This is a genomic window from Arthrobacter sp. 01N442, assembly GCF_056399345.1.
Genome location: NZ_JBFTRD010000004.1, coordinates 510985 through 527915 on the forward strand (window position 1 = coordinate 510985; position 16931 = coordinate 527915).

General features: G+C 61.9%; 26 protein-coding genes. 1 reads left to right on the top strand and 25 read right to left on the bottom strand.

What is annotated here, in order from left to right; translation table 11 throughout:
* Positions 1–28: 28 nt before the first annotated feature.
* The 20 genes from rplO to rpsJ form a co-directional block, all read right to left on the bottom strand.
* Entirely contained in the window at positions 29–523 is a 495-nt protein-coding gene (gene rplO / locus AC1DNC_RS09765) for a 50S ribosomal protein L15 (protein ID WP_476862363.1), read from the bottom strand.
* A complete protein-coding gene (gene rpmD / locus AC1DNC_RS09770; protein WP_056626615.1) occupies positions 524–730 on the bottom strand; it encodes a 50S ribosomal protein L30 in 207 nt (68 codons plus the stop codon).
* 3 nt (positions 731–733) lie between these two features.
* Positions 734–1414: a 30S ribosomal protein S5 gene (gene rpsE, locus AC1DNC_RS09775; protein ID WP_173403037.1), complete on the bottom strand. Its 681-nt coding sequence runs from the start codon at positions 1412–1414 to the stop codon at positions 734–736.
* Positions 1415–1440: 26 nt separating this feature from the next.
* Entirely contained in the window at positions 1441–1824 is a 384-nt protein-coding gene (gene rplR / locus AC1DNC_RS09780; protein ID WP_018773674.1) for a 50S ribosomal protein L18, read from the bottom strand.
* Positions 1825–1826: 2 nt separating this feature from the next.
* A complete protein-coding gene (gene rplF, locus AC1DNC_RS09785) occupies positions 1827–2363 on the bottom strand; it encodes a 50S ribosomal protein L6 (RefSeq protein WP_175321177.1) in 537 nt (178 codons plus the stop codon).
* An 18-nt stretch (positions 2364–2381) separates the two neighbouring features.
* On the bottom strand, positions 2382–2780 hold the full coding sequence (gene rpsH, locus AC1DNC_RS09790; protein WP_056737814.1) for a 30S ribosomal protein S8: 399 nt from the start codon (positions 2778–2780) through the stop codon (positions 2382–2384).
* Between the two features lie 80 nt (positions 2781–2860).
* Positions 2861–3442 carry a 50S ribosomal protein L5 gene (gene rplE / locus AC1DNC_RS09795; protein ID WP_056425240.1) on the bottom strand — a complete coding sequence of 194 codons (582 nt, stop codon included), beginning with the start codon at positions 3440–3442 and terminating at the stop codon, positions 2861–2863.
* The gene (gene rplX / locus AC1DNC_RS09800) at positions 3442–3801 is read right to left on the bottom strand and encodes a 50S ribosomal protein L24 (RefSeq protein WP_066436866.1); all 360 of its coding nucleotides are present in this window, start codon (positions 3799–3801) and stop codon (positions 3442–3444) included. Before rplX ends, rplE begins: the two co-directional genes overlap by 1 nt.
* A gap of 3 nt (positions 3802–3804) precedes the next feature.
* Positions 3805–4173 carry a 50S ribosomal protein L14 gene (rplN, locus tag AC1DNC_RS09805; protein WP_003803789.1) on the bottom strand — a complete coding sequence of 123 codons (369 nt, stop codon included), beginning with the start codon at positions 4171–4173 and terminating at the stop codon, positions 3805–3807.
* Between the two features lie 636 nt (positions 4174–4809).
* Positions 4810–5118, bottom strand: a complete 309-nt coding sequence (gene rpsQ, locus AC1DNC_RS09810) for a 30S ribosomal protein S17 (RefSeq protein ID WP_056737811.1) — start codon at positions 5116–5118, stop codon at positions 4810–4812.
* Entirely contained in the window at positions 5115–5444 is a 330-nt protein-coding gene (gene rpmC / locus AC1DNC_RS09815; RefSeq protein WP_056737810.1) for a 50S ribosomal protein L29, read from the bottom strand. The genes rpsQ and rpmC overlap by 4 nt, the downstream gene beginning before the upstream one ends.
* Positions 5445–5446: 2 nt before the next feature.
* Positions 5447–5863 carry a 50S ribosomal protein L16 gene (gene rplP, locus AC1DNC_RS09820; RefSeq protein ID WP_056737809.1) on the bottom strand — a complete coding sequence of 139 codons (417 nt, stop codon included), beginning with the start codon at positions 5861–5863 and terminating at the stop codon, positions 5447–5449.
* Positions 5864–6697 carry a 30S ribosomal protein S3 gene (gene rpsC / locus AC1DNC_RS09825; protein WP_476862364.1) on the bottom strand — a complete coding sequence of 278 codons (834 nt, stop codon included), beginning with the start codon at positions 6695–6697 and terminating at the stop codon, positions 5864–5866.
* On the bottom strand, positions 6698–7063 hold the full coding sequence (gene rplV, locus AC1DNC_RS09830) for a 50S ribosomal protein L22 (RefSeq protein WP_003803798.1): 366 nt from the start codon (positions 7061–7063) through the stop codon (positions 6698–6700).
* 38 nt (positions 7064–7101) lie between these two features.
* Entirely contained in the window at positions 7102–7383 is a 282-nt protein-coding gene (gene rpsS / locus AC1DNC_RS09835; RefSeq protein ID WP_018773666.1) for a 30S ribosomal protein S19, read from the bottom strand.
* A gap of 12 nt (positions 7384–7395) precedes the next feature.
* Positions 7396–8235 (bottom strand): 50S ribosomal protein L2, encoded by an 840-nt coding sequence (rplB, locus tag AC1DNC_RS09840; protein WP_024366131.1) that lies wholly within the window; start codon positions 8233–8235, stop codon positions 7396–7398.
* A 29-nt stretch (positions 8236–8264) separates the two neighbouring features.
* Positions 8265–8570: a 50S ribosomal protein L23 gene (rplW, locus tag AC1DNC_RS09845; RefSeq protein ID WP_018773664.1), complete on the bottom strand. Its 306-nt coding sequence runs from the start codon at positions 8568–8570 to the stop codon at positions 8265–8267.
* Positions 8567–9187: a 50S ribosomal protein L4 gene (rplD, locus tag AC1DNC_RS09850; protein ID WP_138768569.1), complete on the bottom strand. Its 621-nt coding sequence runs from the start codon at positions 9185–9187 to the stop codon at positions 8567–8569. Before rplD ends, rplW begins: the two co-directional genes overlap by 4 nt.
* 4 nt (positions 9188–9191) lie before the next feature.
* Positions 9192–9842 (bottom strand): 50S ribosomal protein L3, encoded by a 651-nt coding sequence (gene rplC / locus AC1DNC_RS09855; protein ID WP_003803812.1) that lies wholly within the window; start codon positions 9840–9842, stop codon positions 9192–9194.
* A 17-nt stretch (positions 9843–9859) separates the two neighbouring features.
* Positions 9860–10168 carry a 30S ribosomal protein S10 gene (gene rpsJ, locus AC1DNC_RS09860; RefSeq protein ID WP_003803825.1) on the bottom strand — a complete coding sequence of 103 codons (309 nt, stop codon included), beginning with the start codon at positions 10166–10168 and terminating at the stop codon, positions 9860–9862.
* A gap of 433 nt (positions 10169–10601) precedes the next feature.
* Between rpsJ and AC1DNC_RS09865 the strand changes: the two genes are divergently transcribed.
* The gene (locus tag AC1DNC_RS09865) at positions 10602–12041 is read left to right on the top strand and encodes a GH1 family beta-glucosidase (protein WP_476862365.1); all 1440 of its coding nucleotides are present in this window, start codon (positions 10602–10604) and stop codon (positions 12039–12041) included.
* 9 nt (positions 12042–12050) lie between these two features.
* Here the strand turns inward: AC1DNC_RS09865 and AC1DNC_RS09870 are convergent, their stop codons facing one another.
* The 5 genes from AC1DNC_RS09870 to rpsL all read right to left on the bottom strand — a co-directional run bounded on the left by AC1DNC_RS09870 (position 12051) and on the right by rpsL (position 16777).
* Complete coding sequence (locus tag AC1DNC_RS09870) at positions 12051–12176, bottom strand: hypothetical protein (RefSeq protein WP_476862366.1); 126 nt, start codon at positions 12174–12176, stop codon at positions 12051–12053.
* 143 nt (positions 12177–12319) lie between these two features.
* A complete protein-coding gene (gene tuf, locus AC1DNC_RS09875; protein ID WP_476862367.1) occupies positions 12320–13510 on the bottom strand; it encodes an elongation factor Tu in 1191 nt (396 codons plus the stop codon).
* 236 nt (positions 13511–13746) lie between these two features.
* A complete protein-coding gene (fusA, locus tag AC1DNC_RS09880) occupies positions 13747–15861 on the bottom strand; it encodes an elongation factor G (RefSeq protein ID WP_476862368.1) in 2115 nt (704 codons plus the stop codon).
* Positions 15862–15930: 69 nt separating this feature from the next.
* The gene (rpsG, locus tag AC1DNC_RS09885; RefSeq protein ID WP_026531948.1) at positions 15931–16401 is read right to left on the bottom strand and encodes a 30S ribosomal protein S7; all 471 of its coding nucleotides are present in this window, start codon (positions 16399–16401) and stop codon (positions 15931–15933) included.
* A gap of 1 nt (position 16402) precedes the next feature.
* Entirely contained in the window at positions 16403–16777 is a 375-nt protein-coding gene (rpsL, locus tag AC1DNC_RS09890) for a 30S ribosomal protein S12 (RefSeq protein WP_009358312.1), read from the bottom strand.
* Positions 16778–16931 lie beyond the last annotated feature (154 nt).

Here is a 16931-nt window from a genome sequence, read left to right on the forward strand (position 1 = left end):
TACAACGGGCTACTGCCCCGCCGCCTCGTTAGAGGGCGGTGGTGCTGCCGCCTGCTGCTTCGATCTTTTCTGCGGCGCTGGCCGAGAATGCGTGGACGGTGACGTTCACCTTGACGGTGATGTCGCCGGTGCCAAGCACCTTGACGGGCTGGTTCTTGCGAACGGCGCCCTTAGCAACCAGGTTCTCCACGGTGACGTCGCCACCTTCCGGGAACAGCTCGTTGAGCTTGTCCAGGTTTACAACCTGGTACTCAACCCGGAACGGGTTCTTGAAGCCGCGCAGCTTCGGCAGGCGCATGTGCAGCGGCAGCTGGCCGCCGGCAAAGCCAGCCTTGATCTGGTAGCGGGCCTTCGTACCCTTGGTACCGCGACCAGCGGTCTTACCCTTGGAACCTTCACCACGACCAACGCGGGTCTTGGCGGTCTTGGCACCCGGGGCGGGACGCAGGTGGTGAACCTTCAGTGCGTTCTGCTTCTCAGCAGCGGCGCCCTGTGCCTTCTCGGCGGTGTTCTTCTCTGCCATTTACTTCGCCTCCTCTACCTTTACCAGGTGCGGAACCGTGTTGAGCATCCCGACGGTCACGGCGTCGGCGGTGCGGACAACGGTGTGTCCGATCCGCTTCAGGCCGAGGGACCGAAGGGTGTCGCGCTGGTTCTGCTTGCCGCCAATGGCGGACTTGATCTGAGTGATCTCCAACTGAGCGTCGGAGGGAATCAGGTTCTTAGCCATGACTCAGACACCTGCCTTCTGGTTCAGGAGAGCCTTCACCATTGCCGGCGGAGCGATCTCGTCGAGCGGGAGGCCGCGGCGTGCTGCCACTGCTGCCGGCTCTTCGAGGCGCTTCAGGGCATCAACGGTCGCGTGAACGATGTTGATGGCGTTGGAGGAACCGAGCGACTTGGAGAGGATGTCGTGGATGCCCACGCACTCCAGTACGGCACGGACCGGACCGCCGGCGATAACACCGGTACCGGCGGAAGCCGGACGCAGCATGACGACGCCTGCAGCGGCTTCGCCCTGCACACGGTGCGGGATGGTGCTGCCGATGCGGGGAACGCGGAAGAAGGACTTCTTGGCCTCTTCAACGCCCTTCGCGATGGCGGCGGGAACTTCCTTAGCCTTGCCGTAGCCGACGCCGACCATACCGTTGCCGTCACCGACGACGACGAGGGCGGTGAAGCTGAAGCGACGACCACCCTTGACGACCTTGGAAACACGGTTGATGGTTACGACGCGCTCTACGAACTGGCTCTTCTCGGCTTCGCGGCCGCCGTCGCGGCCACCACGGCCACCACGGTCGCCACGGCCCTGGCCGCGGTCGCCACGCTCGCCACGACGGGCGCCACCACGGCGGTCGTCGGTGGTAGCAGGCGCAGCGGTCTCAGTTGCCGGAGCAGCTACAGCTTCAGTCACCTGAATGTCCTTTTCGTTATTTTCGGTCACAGTGCCAGCCCACCTTCACGTGCGCCGTCAGCGACGGCGGCGATCCGGCCGTGGTACTTGTTACCACCGCGGTCGAAGACAACAGCTTCGATACCGGCAGCCTTGGCACGCTCGGCAACGAGCTCGCCAACGCGCTTGGCCTTGGCGGTCTTGTCACCGTCGAATGCACGAAGGTCGGCTTCCAAAGTGGACGCGCTCGCTACGGTCAGGCCCTTGGTGTCATCGACAACCTGGACGAATACGTGGCGTGCGGAACGGTTGACGACCAGACGCGGACGTACAGCCGTACCGGAGATGCGCTTGCGGATACGAAGCTGGCGGCGGCTGCGCTGGGCAGACTTGCTCTTGTTCGTACGCTTCTTGTTAATTGCGATGGCCATGGTTACTTACCAGCCTTTCCGACCTTGCGGCGGATGACTTCGCCGGCGTAGCGGATGCCCTTGCCCTTGTAGGGGTCCGGCTTCCGCAGCTTGCGAATGTTGGCAGCAACCTCGCCGACCTGCTGCTTGGAGATACCTGAAACAGAGAGCTTGGTCGGGGTCTCAACTGCAAAGGTGATGCCGTTCGGAGCCGAGACGCTAACCGGGTGGCTGTAGCCCAGAGCGAACTCCAGGTCAGAACCCTTGGCCTGGACGCGGTAACCGGTACCGACAATCTCAAGCTTCTTCTCGTAGCCTGCGGTAACGCCCTGGATCATGTTGGCGATCAGGGTGCGGGTCAGGCCGTGCAGCGAACGGGAGGCGCGCTCGTCGTTCGGGCGGGCGACAGTCAGGGTGCCATCTTCCAGGGTGACCTCGATCGGGCTGGCCACAGTGTGGCTCAGCTCGCCCTTGGAACCCTTGACGCTGACGACAGAGCCGTCAACCTTGACCTCAACGCCGGCAGGAACGGTGATGGGGAGACGTCCAATACGTGACATTATTCTCTTCCTTTCCCGTTACCAGACGTAAGCGAGGACTTCGCCGCCCACGCCCTTCTTGCCGGCCTGCTTGTCAGTCAAGAGGCCGGAAGAGGTGGACAGGATTGCGATACCCAGGCCACCGAGCACGTGCGGCAGGTTGGTGGACTTTGCGTAAACGCGCAGTCCCGGCTTGGAAATACGACGAACACCAGCGATGGAACGCTCGCGGTTCGGACCGAACTTGAGCTCGAGGGTCAGCTTCTTGCCAACCTCCGCGTCTTCTTCCTTCCAGGAGGCGATGAAGCCTTCTGCCTTCAGGATGTCAGCAACGCGTGCCTTGAGCTTGCTGTAAGGCATAGACACGGAATCGTGGTATGCCGAGTTTGCATTGCGCAGACGCGTAAGCATATCTGCGACAGGATCTGTCATAGTCATGTGGGCTCTTGCCCTTCCTCATAACGGTTTCCGCTGTCCTGGAAATAGAGCCAGGCAGCCGGACCTTTTACGTAGCTAGATTAATCTTCGGTCTTGAACGGGAAGCCAAGCGCCTTGAGCAGCGCGCGGCCTTCGTCGTCGGTCTTGGCAGTGGTCACGACGGTGATGTCCATACCGCGAACGCGGTCGATGGAATCCTGGTCGATCTCGTGGAACATAACCTGCTCGGTCAGACCGAAGGTGTAGTTGCCGTTGCCGTCGAACTGCTTGCCGCTGAGGCCCCGGAAGTCGCGGATACGCGGCAGTGCCAGCGTGACCAGACGGTCCAGGAATTCCCACATACGGTCGCCACGCAGAGTTGCGTGCGCACCGATCGGCATGCCTTCGCGCAGCTTGAACTGTGCGATCGACTTGCGGGCCTTGGTTACCTGCGGCTTCTGGCCGGTGATCAGGGTCAGATCGCGGACAGCGCCGTCGATCAGCTTGGAGTCCTTAGCGGCATCTCCAACACCCATGTTCACAACGACCTTTACCAGACGGGGAACCTGGTTGACGTTCTCGTACTTGAATTCCTCAACGAGCGAGCTCTTGATGGAATCCGCGTACTTGGTCTTCAGACGAGGAACGATCTTGCTTGCCGGAGTCTCGAGAGTCTCAGTCATTAGATGTCCTTCCCTGAGCTCTTGGCCACGCGGACACGCACTTCACGCTTCACGCCATCGCGCTCAACGGTCTCGGTGCGGAAACCGACGCGGGTGGGCTTCTTGGTGGACGGGTCAACCAGAGCCACGTTGGAGATGTGGATCGAAGCCTCAACGACCTCGATGCCACCGGTCTTGGTGCCGCGCTGCGACTGACCGACCTTGGTGTGCTTGGTCACGCGGTTAATGCCTTCGACCAACACGCGGTTGGTCTCCGGGAATACGCGCAGAACCTTGCCCTGCTTGCCACGGTCGCCGCCGCGCTCAGCCTTGGCGCCAGTGATGACCTGAACGAGGTCACCCTTTTTGATCTTAGCCATGGACTAGAGCACCTCCGGAGCCAGAGAAACGATCTTCATGAACTTCTTGTCGCGAAGTTCACGACCAACCGGTCCGAAGATACGGGTACCGCGGGGGTCACCGTCGTTCTTCAGGATCACAGCTGCGTTCTCGTCAAACTTGATGTAGGAACCATCCGCACGGCGGCGTTCCTTCTTGGTACGGACGATGACAGCCTTGACGACGTCGCCCTTCTTTACGTTGCCGCCCGGAATTGCGTCCTTGACGGTAGCGACGATCACGTCGCCAATGCCTGCGTAGCGACGGCCAGATCCACCGAGAACGCGAATGGTAAGGATTTCCTTAGCACCCGTGTTGTCGGCGACCTTGAGTCGCGACTCCTGCTGAATCACTATTTACTCCTTGCGTCGCGCCGGTTCTCAGGCCGTGATCTTGCTACGGAATGAGCCTTGCGGAACGGTTGATCGGGGTGTCTCTTGACCTGCCTGGATTTTGCCAGACCAGGCCTAAACGCCCGTGCCAAAAACAGTTGCATCCCGGGTGCGCGAGGCGCGAGGGGGCACTATGCCGTGGCACGATTGTTTACGAGGTTGATGATGACGCACGAAAGGCGCCATACAAACTCAATATCCTAGCACGGCCGGGGCCCCGTCGTAGAATCGGCCAATACCACAGACGCTCCCTCACTTTTGGCGCCCAATCCCCCGACGCTCCCTCACATCCGGCACGCGCGGCCCCGATGCTCCCTCACATCCGGCACGCGCGGCCCCGACGCTCCCTCACATCATGCTGAGCATGTCTTCCTGCCGGCCTTCACGAGCGCCAACCAGCGGGCGAACAAAGGTGAGGGAGCGTCCCCCACGAACACGCCACAGCTGAGGGAGCGTCCCACAGGAAAGCGCCACACCTGAGGGAGCGTCCCCCACAAACGCGCCAGAAGTGAGGGAGCGTCGGGAACGACGAAACCCCCGCTCCCAGGAGGGAACGGGGGTTTCGGCGCAGATCCCCTTGCGGGGCAGCTGCAGGTGTTACTTGGCCTTCTCGAGGATCTCCACCAGGCGCCACCGCTTGGTAGCGGAGAGCGGGCGGGTCTCGGCGAGGAGAACCAGGTCGCCGATGCCGGCGCTGTTCTCTTCGTCGTGAGCCTTGATCTTCGTGTTGCGGCGCATGACCTTGCCGTAGAGGGCGTGCTTCACGCGGTCTTCGACCTGGACAACGATGGTCTTTTCCATCTTGTCCGAGACCACGTAGCCGCGCTTCGTCTTACGGTAACCGCGCTCGTCAGCCTTAGCTGCGTCGGAAACAGTTTCCGTCACGTTCTCGTCCTTTTCACTCACTTGGCGTCCTCCTCGGTCTCAACCGTTTCAGCCTTGTCAGCCTTCTTGGTTGCAGCCTTCTTGGACTTCTTTTCTTCCTTGGCTTCCACAACCGGTGCGGCAACCTCGGCACGAATGCCCAGCTCGCGCTCACGGAGAACGGTGTAGATGCGTGCGATGTCCTTCTTTACCGCGCGCAGACGACCGTGGTTCTCCAGCTGACCGGTGGCGGACTGGAAACGCAGGTTGAACAGCTCTTCCTTGGACTTGCGGAGTTCTTCAACGAGACGCTCGTTGTCGAAACCGTCCAGCTGTGCGGGTGCGAGATCCTTCGACCCTACTGCCATTTCTATTCACCACCTTCGCGACGCACAATGCGTGCCTTCAACGGGAGCTTGTGGATTGCCAGGCGAAGTGCCTCGCGAGCTACCTCTTCATTAACACCGGAGAGTTCGAAGAGAACCCGGCCCGGCTTGACGTTTGAGACCCACCATTCCGGAGAACCCTTACCGGAACCCATGCGGGTTTCGGCCGGCTTCTTCGTCAGCGGACGGTCCGGGTAGATGTTGATCCAGACCTTGCCGCCACGCTTGATGTGGCGGGTCATCGCAATACGGGCAGATTCGATCTGACGGTTGGTGACGTATGCCGGGCTCAGAGCCTGGATACCCCACTCGCCGAACGAGACCTCGGTGCCGCCCGTGGCAGCGCCGGAACGACCCGGGTGGTGCTGCTTACGGTGCTTGACTCGACGTGGGATAAGCATTTAAGCCTGTCCTCCTTCTACTGCAGGTGCAGCGGCTTCGACAGCCGGAGCTTCGGCAGCAGGAGCTGCGTCGGCTGCCGGGCGGTCGTTACGACGACGGCGGTCGCCACGGTCAGCGCCACCCGGGCGGCCCGGACGATCGCCGGCACCACGGCCGCGGGACGGAGCAGCAGCTGCCTGCTGAGCCAGTTCCTTGGCGGTGACGTCACCCTTGTAGATCCAGACCTTCACGCCGATGCGGCCGAAGGTGGTCTTGGCCTCGTAGAAGCCGTAGTCGATGTTCGCGCGGAGGGTGTGCAGGGGCACACGGCCTTCGCGGTAGAACTCCGAGCGGGACATTTCTGCGCCACCCAGTCGACCCGAGCAAGCGATACGGATGCCCTTGGCACCAGCACGCTGCGCGGACTGCATTGCCTTCTTCATCGCACGGCGGAATGCCACGCGGGAAGTCAGCTGCTCTGCAACGCCCTGGGCAACAAGCTGGGCTTCCATCTCGGGGTTCTTGACCTCGAGGATGTTCAGCTGAACCTGCTTGCCGGTGAGCTTTTCGAGCTCGCCGCGGATGCGGTCTGCTTCGGCGCCGCGGCGGCCGATAACGATGCCCGGACGTGCCGTGTGGATATCCACGCGGACACGGTCGCGGGTGCGCTCGATCTCAACCTTGGCGATGCCGGCGCGCTCCATGCCCGTGGACATGAGCTGGCGGATACGGATGTCTTCGCGAACGAAGTCCTTGTACCGCTGGCCGGACTTGGTGCTGTCGGCGAACCAGTGCGATACGTGATCGGTGGTGATACCGAGTCGGAACCCGTGCGGGTTAACTTTCTGTCCCACTTAGCGAGCCTCCTCTTTCTCCGGGGTAGCGACTACCACGGTGATGTGGCTCGTGCGCTTCTTGATCTGAAATGCACGACCCTGGGCACGCGGCTGGAACCGCTTCATGGTCGGGCCTTCATCAACAAACGCTTCGCTGATGATGAGGTCACCTTCGTCAAACGCCACGCCGTCGCGGTCCGCGAGGACCCGGGCGTTGGAGATTGCCGACTGAACTACCTTGAATACCGGCTCAGAAGCTGCCTGCGGGGCAAACTTCAGAATTGCCAGAGCCTCGTTCGCTTGCTTACCACGAACAAGGTTGACGACGCGCCGGGCCTTCATAGGCGTTACGCGGATGTGACGCGCAATTGCCTTGGCTTCCATTGCTTTCCTTCTCTCGTCTTTGACGTAAGTGCAGGCGCCTAGCGGCGCTTGCCCTTACGGTCGTCCTTGACATGGCCGCGGAATGTCCGCGTGGGAGCGAATTCGCCGAGCTTGTGCCCGACCATCGACTCAGTGACAAACACCGGGATGTGCTTGCGTCCGTCGTGCACGGCGATCGTGTGGCCGAGCATGTCGGGGACGATCATCGAACGGCGGGACCAGGTCTTGATGACGTTCTTGGTGCCCTTTTCGTTTTCCCTGGCTACCTTCACAAAGAGGTGCTGGTCAACGAAAGGACCTTTTTTCAGGCTGCGTGGCATGTGTCCAGGCTCCTATCGCTTGTTCTTGCCAGTACGACGGCGACGAACAATAAGCTTGTCGCTCTCTTTGTTGGGACGGCGGGTGCGGCCTTCGCGCTTACCGTTCGGGTTGACGGGGTGACGTCCACCGGACGTCTTACCCTCGCCACCACCGTGCGGGTGGTCGACCGGGTTCATGGCGACACCACGGACGGTCGGGCGGACGCCCTTCCAGCGCATGCGGCCGGCCTTGCCCCAGTTGATGTTCGACTGCTCGGCGTTGCCGACCTCGCCGACGGTTGCGCGGCAGCGCACGTCAACGTTGCGGATTTCGCCGGAAGGCAGACGCAGCTGGGCGAAACGGCCTTCCTTTGCAACGAGCTGGATCGATGCGCCGGCGGAGCGGCCCATCTTGGCGCCGCCACCCGGACGCAGTTCAACTGCGTGGATCACGGTACCGACCGGGATGTTGCGCAGCGGCAGGTTGTTGCCGGGCTTGATGTCAGCGTCGGCACCTGCTTCCACGGTGTCACCCTGGGCCAGCTTGTTCGGGGCGATGATGTAACGCTTGGTGCCATCAACGTAGTGCAGGAGGGCGATGCGAGCCGTGCGGTTCGGATCGTACTCGATTTCGGCAACGCGGGCGTTGACGCCGTCCTTGTCGTGGCGACGGAAGTCGATCAGACGGTACTGGCGCTTGTGGCCACCACCCTTGTGACGGGTCGTGATCTTACCGGTGTTGTTACGGCCACCCTTTTTCGGGAGGGGACGTACCAACGACTTTTCCGGCGTCGACCGCGTGATTTCGGTGAAGTCCGCTACGCTCGAGCCACGACGGCCCGGGGTAGTCGGCTTGTATTTACGGATTCCCATAATTTATTTCCTCGTTAAAGTGGTCTCCGCTACGAGAGCGGACCGCCGAAGATGTCGATAGTGCCTTCTTTGAGGCTCACAATGGCGCGCTTGGTGTTCTTGCGGGTACCCCATCCGAATTTGGTGCGCTTGCGCTTACCGGCACGGTTGATGGTGTTGATCGATTCGACCTTGACGGAGAAAATCTTCTCCACGGCCAGCTTGATCTCGGTCTTGTTCGAACGGGGGTCCACCAGGAAGGTGTACTTGCCCTCGTCGATCAGGCCGTAGCTCTTTTCCGAGACGACGGGTGCAAGCACGACGTCGCGCGGGTCTTTGATGGTGGCTGCGCTCACTTGGCATCCTCCTCGTTCTTTGCAGCCTTGTCAGCAACGAATGCTTCGTAGGCAGCCTTGGTGAAGACTACGTCGTCAGAAACGAGCACGTCGTAGGTGTTCAGCTGGTCTGCGTACAGAACGTGAACATCCTGGAGGTTGCGCACGGAGAGTGCAGCAACATCGTTGGCGCGGTCGATGACAACGAGCAGGTTCTTGCGCTCGGAGACGCCACGCAGCGTTGCCAGTGCTTCACGGGAGGACGGCTTGGTGCCGGCGACCAGTTCAGCAACGACGTGGATGCGGCCGTTACGGGCGCGGTCAGAGAGAGCGCCGCGCAGTGCAGCAGCAATCATCTTCTTGGGGGTGCGCTGGCTGTAGTCACGCGGCGTCGGGCCGTGGACGATGCCACCACCGGTCATGTGAGGAGCACGGATGGAACCCTGACGGGCGCGGCCGGTGCCCTTCTGCTTGAACGGCTTGCGACCTGCACCGGAAACCTCGGCGCGGGTCTTGGTCTTGTGGGTACCCTGGCGAGCAGCAGCGAGCTGTGCAACGACGACCTGGTGCAGCAGCGGCACGTTGGTCTGTACGTCGAAGATCTCTGCAGGCAGGTCAACCTTGACAGTGCTAGTCATTGAACTAGGCTCCCTTCACGGCGGTGCGTACGAGTACGACCTGGCCGCGGGCGCCGGGGACGGCGCCCTTGATCAGGAGCAGCGACTTCTCGACGTCAACCGCGTGGACCGTGAGGTTCAGCGTGGTGTGACGAACGGCGCCCATGCGGCCGGCCATTTTCATGCCCTTGAAGACGCGGCTCGGGGTGGATGCGCCACCGATTGAACCGGGCTTACGGTGGTTCTTGTGGGCACCGTGGGAAGCTCCAACGCCGTGGAAGCCGTGACGCTTCATAACACCGGCGAAGCCCTTACCCTTGGTGGTGCCAACGACGTCGATCTTCTGGCCGGCTTCGAAGAGCTCAACGGAGAGCTCCTGGCCCAGCTCGTAAGAGTCAGCATCTGCGGTACGCAGTTCTACGACGTGACGGCGAGGCGTGACGCCTGCCTTTTCAAAGTGACCAGCCAGCGGCTTGGTGACCTTGCGGGGGTCGATCTGGCCGTAGCCGATCTGAACGGCGACGTAGCCATCAGTCTCTGCATTGCGCAGCTGCGTGATGACGTTCGAGTCAGCCTGGACCACAGTGACGGGGATGAGCTTGTTGTTCTCGTCCCAGACCTGGGTCATGCCGAGCTTCGTGCCCAGCAGGCCCTTTACGTTACGGGTTGCGGTCATAGTCTCTCAGCACCTCCCTACAGCTTGATTTCGATGTTCACGTCGGCCGGCAGGTCGAGACGCATGAGCGAATCGACAGCCTTGGGCGTGGGATCGATGATGTCGATAAGACGCTTGTGCGTGCGCATTTCGAAGTGCTCGCGGCTGTCCTTGTACTTGTGCGGAGAGCGGATTACGCAGTAAACGTTCTTCTCCGTCGGCAGCGGCACGGGGCCAACTACAGTTGCGCCTGCGCGCGTGACCGTCTCAACGATCTTCCGTGCTGAAACGTCAATGACCTCGTGGTCATATGACTTCAGCCGGATGCGGATTTTTTGTCCCGCCATGTCGCCTGACTCTCTTTCAGTCTGTGCTTCCCCTGGTTAGGGCTGCCCTGTTCACTTACTCGTTGTATGGCTGCCGAAGCATTTGAAGTCGTAACTACCATCAGCCGCACAAGCTGAATCCGGATGAATCCGGGTTCCTCAACCTGCCGGCCAACCGACCCCCGCGGTCGGGCGTGTCGCGCTTTTCACGCGTACTCGTCCGCAATTCCTTGGGGAGTGGGTTATGTTTGGTCTCTTACCTGGACCCTGACACCCGGCATTATCCGGATCGGGACGCGAAAGAGCGCTTGAACAACTCATCTAGTATGCCGGAATTATTCAGCAGAAGCGAATCAGCTCCTTCGGGGGTCCGACGGCGGACCGCGGGCCCCGCCGTCGGGCGCCTTCCGTCCCGGTCATTGCCTTCAGCAACCGCCGATACGAAGATAGGGGCATGACCGTGCAGGATTCCACCGCCGTCCAGGCCCTCGCTGCCAAGCTGCGGCCCGGCTTCATGCTCGGGGTGGCCTCCGCTGCCTTCCAGATCGAGGGCTCCCTGGCGGCGGGTGGCCGCGGGCCCTCCGGCTGGGATGCGTTTGTCGAGAAGCCCGGCAGCATCCAGGACGGGCACTCCCCCGCCGTCGCCTGCGATCACTACAACCGCACGGACGAGGACATCCGACTGATGCGCGAGCTGGGCATTGATTCCTACCGGTTCTCGATTTCGTGGCCGCGGATCCAGCCGGACGGCACGGGCCCGTTCAATGCCGAAGGCCTCGACTTCTACGACCGGCTGATCGACGGTCTGCTCGAAGCCGGCATCTCTCCGATGGCCACGCTCTATCACTGGGACACCCCGCTTCCGCTCGAACACCGCGGCGGCTGGATGAACCGGACGACGGCGGAACGTTTCGCCGAGTACAGCGCCGCCGCCGGGGCCCGGTTCGGCGACCGGGTCACGCAATGGGTGACGCTGAACGAACCCGCCTCGGTCACCCTGAACGGCTATGCCCTTGGCGTGCATGCGCCCGGCCACGACCTGCTCTTCGACGCCCTGCCCTCTGTGCATCACCAGCTCCTGGCCCACGGGCTCGCCGTCCAGGCCTTGCGGGCTGCGGGCGTGGCCGGCGCCGTGGGCGTGACCAACCTGCACTCCCCTGTCCGGCCCGCCTCCGGGTCTGTCACGGACAAGCTGCTGGCCAAGGTCTTCGACCTGGCGCTGAACCGGATCTACGCCGACCCGATCCTTTTGGGCAGCTACCCGAAGCCGCCGCTGGTCGCCCGCCCCTGGTTCCGTGCACTCGGCAAGATCTCCGATGCGGACCTGCGCAACATCCACCAGCCCCTCGATTTCTACGGGGTGAACTACTACTACCCGGTGAAGGTGGCCACCGGCCGTGGCCCTGCGGACAGCCCGGTCGGTTCCGCCGAGGCAATGGTTCGGCTGCCGTTCCACTTCGCCGCATTCCCTGAGTACGAAACCACGGGCTTCGGCTGGCCGGTGGCGCCGGACCATCTGGGTCCACTGCTTCGGGAGATGAAGGACCGGTACGGCGCCGCACTGCCGCCGCTCTTCATCACGGAGAGCGGTGCCAGCTTCCCGGAGCCGGACCACGTGGACGGGCCGATCCCCGACGCCGGCCGGATCAGTTACTTGGCCGATCATCTGGGGCACGCCCTCTCGGCGACGGAGCCCGGCGGCATCGCGGACGACGTCGAGCTCCTGGGCTATTACGTGTGGACCCTGATGGACAACTTCGAATGGGCAGCCGGCTACTCCCAGCGGTTCGGCCTGGTCCATGTCGATTTCGACACCCAGGCGCGGACCCCCAAAGAGTCCTACTACTGGTACCAGGCCCTCAGCCGGGCCCGGCAGAACCGTTCAGCCGGCTAGAGGCCTGCGCTACCGGTTCTTGTTGGCGCGGTCGATGCGCTTGGCGCGCTCGATCTCGTGCCGGAAGTACTTCTTGGCCCACAGGCCGGCCGCCACCACAGCGACAACCACCACTAGGAAAATGATCCATTCCATGCCGGAGTCCTTTCGTCACCAGCAACGGTAGCAGGGGCCTTAAAACAGAACAGCCCCGCTGCAGTGCAGCGGGGCTGTTCCTTCCTTGCGGCGGCCGCGTGGCGGCCCACCGATCAGGAAATCAAGCTCGGATCAGCAAGTAATTACTTGATGATCTTGGTGACGCGTCCCGAACCAACGGTGCGGCCGCCTTCGCGGATAGCGAAGCCGAGGCCTTCTTCCATTGCGATCGGCTGGATGAGCGCAACGGTCATCTCAGTGTTGTCGCCGGGCATAACCATTTCCGTGCCTTCCGGCAGGGTGATAACGCCGGTTACGTCCGTGGTGCGGAAGTAGAACTGCGGGCGGTAGTTGGAGTAGAACGGGTTGTGACGTCCGCCTTCGTCCTTGGAGAGGATGTAGACGTTAGCCTCGAAGTCGGTGTGCGGGGTGATGGAACCCGGCTTGACGACAACCTGGCCACGCTCGACATCGTCGCGCTTCAGACCGCGGAGCAGGAGGCCACAGTTCTCGCCGGCCCATGCTTCGTCGAGCTGCTTGTGGAACATCTCGATACCGGTAACCGTGGTCTTCTGGACCGGGCGGATGCCAACGATCTCGACCTCGGAGTTGATCGCGAGGGTTCCACGCTCGGCGCGGCCCGTAACAACGGTGCCACGGCCGGTGATCGTGAAGACGTCTTCGATCGGCATCAGGAACGGCTTGTCGCGGTCACGAACCGGGTCCGGAACGGACTCGTCGACTGCTTCCATGAGGTCCTCGACGGACTTGACCCACTCCGGGTCGCCTTCCAGAGCCTTGAGGCCGGAAACGCGGACAACCGGTGCTTCGTCGCCATCGAAGCCCTGCGAGCTCAGGAGCTCACGAACTTCCATTTCGACGAGGTCGAGGAGTTCCTCGTCATCGACCATGTCAGCCTTGTTCAGTGCCACCAGCAGGTAGGGAACACCAACCTGGCGGGCGAGCAGGACGTGCTCGCGGGTCTGAGCCATCGGGCCGTCAGTGGCGGCAACCACGAGGATTGCACCGTCCATCTGAGCAGCGCCGGTGATCATGTTCTTGATGTAGTCAGCGTGACCCGGAGCGTCTACGTGTGCGTAGTGGCGCTTCTCGGTCTGGTACTCAACGTGGGAGATGTTGATGGTAATGCCGCGCTGACGCTCTTCGGGAGCAGAGTCAATGGACGCGAAGTCACGCTTCTCGTTGAGAGTCGGGTACTTGTCGTACAGCACCTTGGAAATGGCGGCCGTCAGCGTCGTCTTACCGTGGTCAACGTGACCAATGGTACCGATGTTAACGTGCGGCTTAGTCCGCTCGAACTTTGCCTTTGCCACAGGTTCCTCCTAGAACGTTTTCAAATGACTTACCCTTCGACCGCGCTTGTCGCGGCAGAAACTCCAGTAAGTCTACTTGGGGGGCTTTGGATTGGTGAAATTGCAGATTCAGGAACTAATACTAGTCCCTCGAGCCTGTTCGTGTTGGCGGCCGGAGGCCGGCCGCCAACACCAGGTGAATCCCCTATTGAGGAAACGCACCCGAGTTTGATGCTGCTGCGGGAAGTCCTTTCGGACTACTCGCCGCGGCTCTTCTGGATGATCTCGTCGGCAACTGCCTTCGGGACCTCGGCGTAGCTGTTGAACGTCATGGAGTACACAGCGCGACCCTGGGTCTTCGAACGCAGGTCACCGATGTAGCCGAACATGCCGGACAGCGGAACGTGCGCGCGGATGACCTTGACGCCCTGGGCATCTTCCATGGACTGCATCTGGCCACGGCGGGAGTTGAGGTCACCGATAACTTCACCCATGTATTCCTCAGGGGTGCGGACCTCGACATCCATCAGCGGTTCAAGCAGGACAGGGTTCGCCTTGCGTGCGGCTTCCTTGAAAGCCATACGGCCGGCGATCTTGAACGCCATTTCCGAGGAGTCAACATCGTGGTAAGCGCCGTCAATCAGCGTTGCCTTGATGCCGACAACCGGGTAACCGGCCAGGACGCCGTCGTTCAGTGCATCCTGGATACCGGCGTCGACGGACGGGATGTATTCGCGCGGAACGCGGCCACCGGTGACCTTGTTCTCGAACTCGTACATCTCGCCTTCGGAAGTGTCCAGCGGCTCGATGGCGATCTGGATCTTTGCGAACTGACCCGAACCACCGGTCTGCTTCTTGTGTGTGTAGTCGTGACGCTCTACAGCACGCTTGATGGTTTCGCGGTAGGCAACCTGGGGCTTGCCCACGTTTGCCTCGACCTTGAATTCGCGGCGCATGCGGTCCACCAGGATGTCCAGGTGGAGCTCGCCCATGCCGGCGATGATGGTCTGGCCGGTGTCTTCGTTGAGGGAGACCTGGAAGGTCGGGTCCTCAGCGGAGAGCTTCTGGATGGCCGTGGAGAGCTTCTCCTGGTCACCCTTGGTGTTCGGCTCGATTGCAACCGAGATCACGGGCTCCGGGAAGCTCATGGACTCGAGAACGATCTGGTTGGACGCGTCGCACAGGGTGTCGCCCGTGGTGGTGTCCTTCAGGCCGATCGCTGCGTAGATGTGGCCAGCGGTAGCGCCGTCGACCGGCATTTCCTTGTTGGCGTGCATCTGGAACAGCTTGCCGATGCGCTCCTTCTTGCCCTTGGTGGAGTTGACCACCTGTGCGCCTGCTTCCACGTGACCGGAGTACACGCGGATGAAGGTGAGCTGGCCGAAGAAGGGGTGTGCGGCAATCTTGAACGCCAGCGCGGAGAACGGCTCGTCAGCGGAAGGCTTCCGGGTCAGTTCCTTCTCTTCGTCGCGGGGGTCGTGGCCGACCATCGGGGGGACGTCGAGCGGGTTCGGCAGGTAGTCCACGACGGCGTCGAGCATCGGCTGGACGCCGCGGTTCTTGAACGCGGAGCCACAGAAGACCGGGTACAGCTCGGAGTTGATCGTCATCTTGCGGATGCCGGCCTTGAGCTCGTCGATCGAGATCTCTTCGCCCTCGAGGTACTTCTCCATGAGCTCTTCGGAGGACTCGGCAACGGTCTCAACGAGCGTTGCGCGGTACTCTTCGGCCTTTTCCTTGAGGTCAGCCGGGATCTCCTGGATCTCGTACTTGGCACCCATGGTGACGTCACCCTTGGAGTCGCCGGGCCAGACCAGTGCGCGCATGTAGAGCAGGTCGACGACGCCGATGAAGTCGTTCTCGGCGCCGATCGGCAGCTGCATGACGAGCGGCTTGGCACCGAGGCGGCTGATGATGGTGTCGACGGTGAAGTAGAAGTCAGCGCCGAGCTTGTCCATCTTGTTGACGAAGCAGATACGCGGAACGTTGTACTTGTCGGCCTGGCGCCAAACAGTCTCGGACTGCGGCTCCACGCCTTCCTTGCCGTCGAACACTGCGACTGCACCATCGAGGACGCGCAGGGAGCGCTCAACCTCAACCGTGAAGTCCACGTGGCCGGGGGTGTCAATGATGTTGATCTGGTTGTTTTCCCAGAAGCAGGTCACGGCGGCAGACGTGATGGTGATGCCGCGTTCCTTCTCCTGTTCCATCCAGTCGGTGGTCGACGCGCCGTCGTGCGTTTCGCCGATCTTGTGGTTCACACCCGTGTAGAACAGGATGCGCTCGGTAGTAGTGGTCTTGCCGGCATCAATGTGGGCCATGATGCCGATGTTGCGGACCTTGCTAAGGTCGGTAAGCACGTCCTGTGCCACGGTGTCTCCCTTTCGGATGGACTGCACGTTCGCCGCCGACTCGGTTGAGCCGGCGGCGTCCGGGAAGTATTACCAGCGGTAGTGTGCGAAGGCCTTGTTGGACTCGGCCATCTTGTGGGTGTCTTCGCGACGCTTCACAGCGGCTCCGAGACCGTTCGAGGCATCCAGGATTTCGTTCTGGAGGCGCTCGGTCATCGTCTTTTCGCGGCGGGCCTTGGAGTAGCCAACCAGCCAGCGGAGGGCGAGGGCCGTGGAACGGCCCGGCTTGACCTCGACGGGAACCTGGTAGGTTGCGCCACCGACGCGGCGGGAGCGGACCTCGAGGGAAGGCTTGACGTTGTCCATGGCCTTCTTGAGGGCTGCAACCGGGTCGCCGCCGGACTTGGCGCGGGCGCCTTCGAGTGCACCGTAAACGATTCGCTCTGCGGTGGACTTCTTGCCGTCAACCAGCACCTTGTTGATCAGCTGAGTGACCAGCGGGGAGCCGTAAACGGGATCTAGTACTAGCGGCCGCTTGGGGGCCGGACCCTTGCGAGGCATATTACTTCTTCTCCATCTTTGCGCCGTAGCGGCTGCGGGCCTGCTTACGGTTCTTCACACCCTGGGTATCGAGGGCGCCACGGACGATCTTGTAACGCACACCCGGGAGGTCCTTAACACGGCCGCCGCGGACGAGCACAATGGAGTGCTCCTGCAGGTTGTGGCCAACACCGGGGATGTAAGCGGTGACTTCAACGCCACCGTTGAGGCGCACACGCGCAACCTTACGCAGAGCCGAGTTCGGCTTCTTCGGGGTCGTCGTGTAAACGCGGGTGCAAACACCACGGCGCATCGGGCTGCCCTTAAGCGCGGGGGCCTTGGTCTTCGAGACCTTAGGCGTGCGGCCCTTGCGGACCAGCTGGTTAATCGTAGGCACTCTCGTGTTCTCCGTTTTATCCGGAGCGGCCGTTGGCGGCCGCTCTCTTGTCGCTGCGCCCCGCCGCTCGAGCTTTGAAGTTCTCTCCAGAGCAGCTGAGGCGAAGCCTTAATAGTCGGACCGCACACCCGGGCTCCGGACTCTCATCCTGAAT

Coding starts and splice junctions, on each gene's coding strand:
- rplO (WP_476862363.1), bottom strand. CDS start 523: ATGGCAGAGAAGAACACCGCCGAGAAGGCACAGGGCGCCGCTGCTGAG.
- rpmD (WP_056626615.1), bottom strand. CDS start 730: ATGGCTAAGAACCTGATTCCCTCCGACGCTCAGTTGGAGATCACTCAG.
- rplR (WP_018773674.1), bottom strand. CDS start 1,824: ATGGCCATCGCAATTAACAAGAAGCGTACGAACAAGAGCAAGTCTGCC.
- rplF (WP_175321177.1), bottom strand. CDS start 2,363: ATGTCACGTATTGGACGTCTCCCCATCACCGTTCCTGCCGGCGTTGAG.
- rpsH (WP_056737814.1), bottom strand. CDS start 2,780: ATGACTATGACAGATCCTGTCGCAGATATGCTTACGCGTCTGCGCAAT.
- rplE (WP_056425240.1), bottom strand. CDS start 3,442: ATGACTGAGACTCTCGAGACTCCGGCAAGCAAGATCGTTCCTCGTCTG.
- rplX (WP_066436866.1), bottom strand. CDS start 3,801: ATGGCTAAGATCAAAAAGGGTGACCTCGTTCAGGTCATCACTGGCGCC.
- rpmC (WP_056737810.1), bottom strand. CDS start 5,444: ATGGCAGTAGGGTCGAAGGATCTCGCACCCGCACAGCTGGACGGTTTC.
- rplP (WP_056737809.1), bottom strand. CDS start 5,863: ATGCTTATCCCACGTCGAGTCAAGCACCGTAAGCAGCACCACCCGGGT.
- rplV (WP_003803798.1), bottom strand. CDS start 7,063: ATGGAAGCCAAGGCAATTGCGCGTCACATCCGCGTAACGCCTATGAAG.
- rpsS (WP_018773666.1), bottom strand. CDS start 7,383: ATGCCACGCAGCCTGAAAAAAGGTCCTTTCGTTGACCAGCACCTCTTT.
- rplB (WP_024366131.1), bottom strand. CDS start 8,235: ATGGGAATCCGTAAATACAAGCCGACTACCCCGGGCCGTCGTGGCTCG.
- rplD (WP_138768569.1), bottom strand. CDS start 9,187: ATGACTAGCACTGTCAAGGTTGACCTGCCTGCAGAGATCTTCGACGTA.
- rplC (WP_003803812.1), bottom strand. CDS start 9,842: ATGACCGCAACCCGTAACGTAAAGGGCCTGCTGGGCACGAAGCTCGGC.
- rpsJ (WP_003803825.1), bottom strand. CDS start 10,168: ATGGCGGGACAAAAAATCCGCATCCGGCTGAAGTCATATGACCACGAG.
- AC1DNC_RS09865 (WP_476862365.1), top strand. CDS start 10,602: ATGACCGTGCAGGATTCCACCGCCGTCCAGGCCCTCGCTGCCAAGCTG.
- AC1DNC_RS09870 (WP_476862366.1), bottom strand. CDS start 12,176: ATGGAATGGATCATTTTCCTAGTGGTGGTTGTCGCTGTGGTGGCGGCC.
- rpsG (WP_026531948.1), bottom strand. CDS start 16,401: ATGCCTCGCAAGGGTCCGGCCCCCAAGCGGCCGCTAGTACTAGATCCC.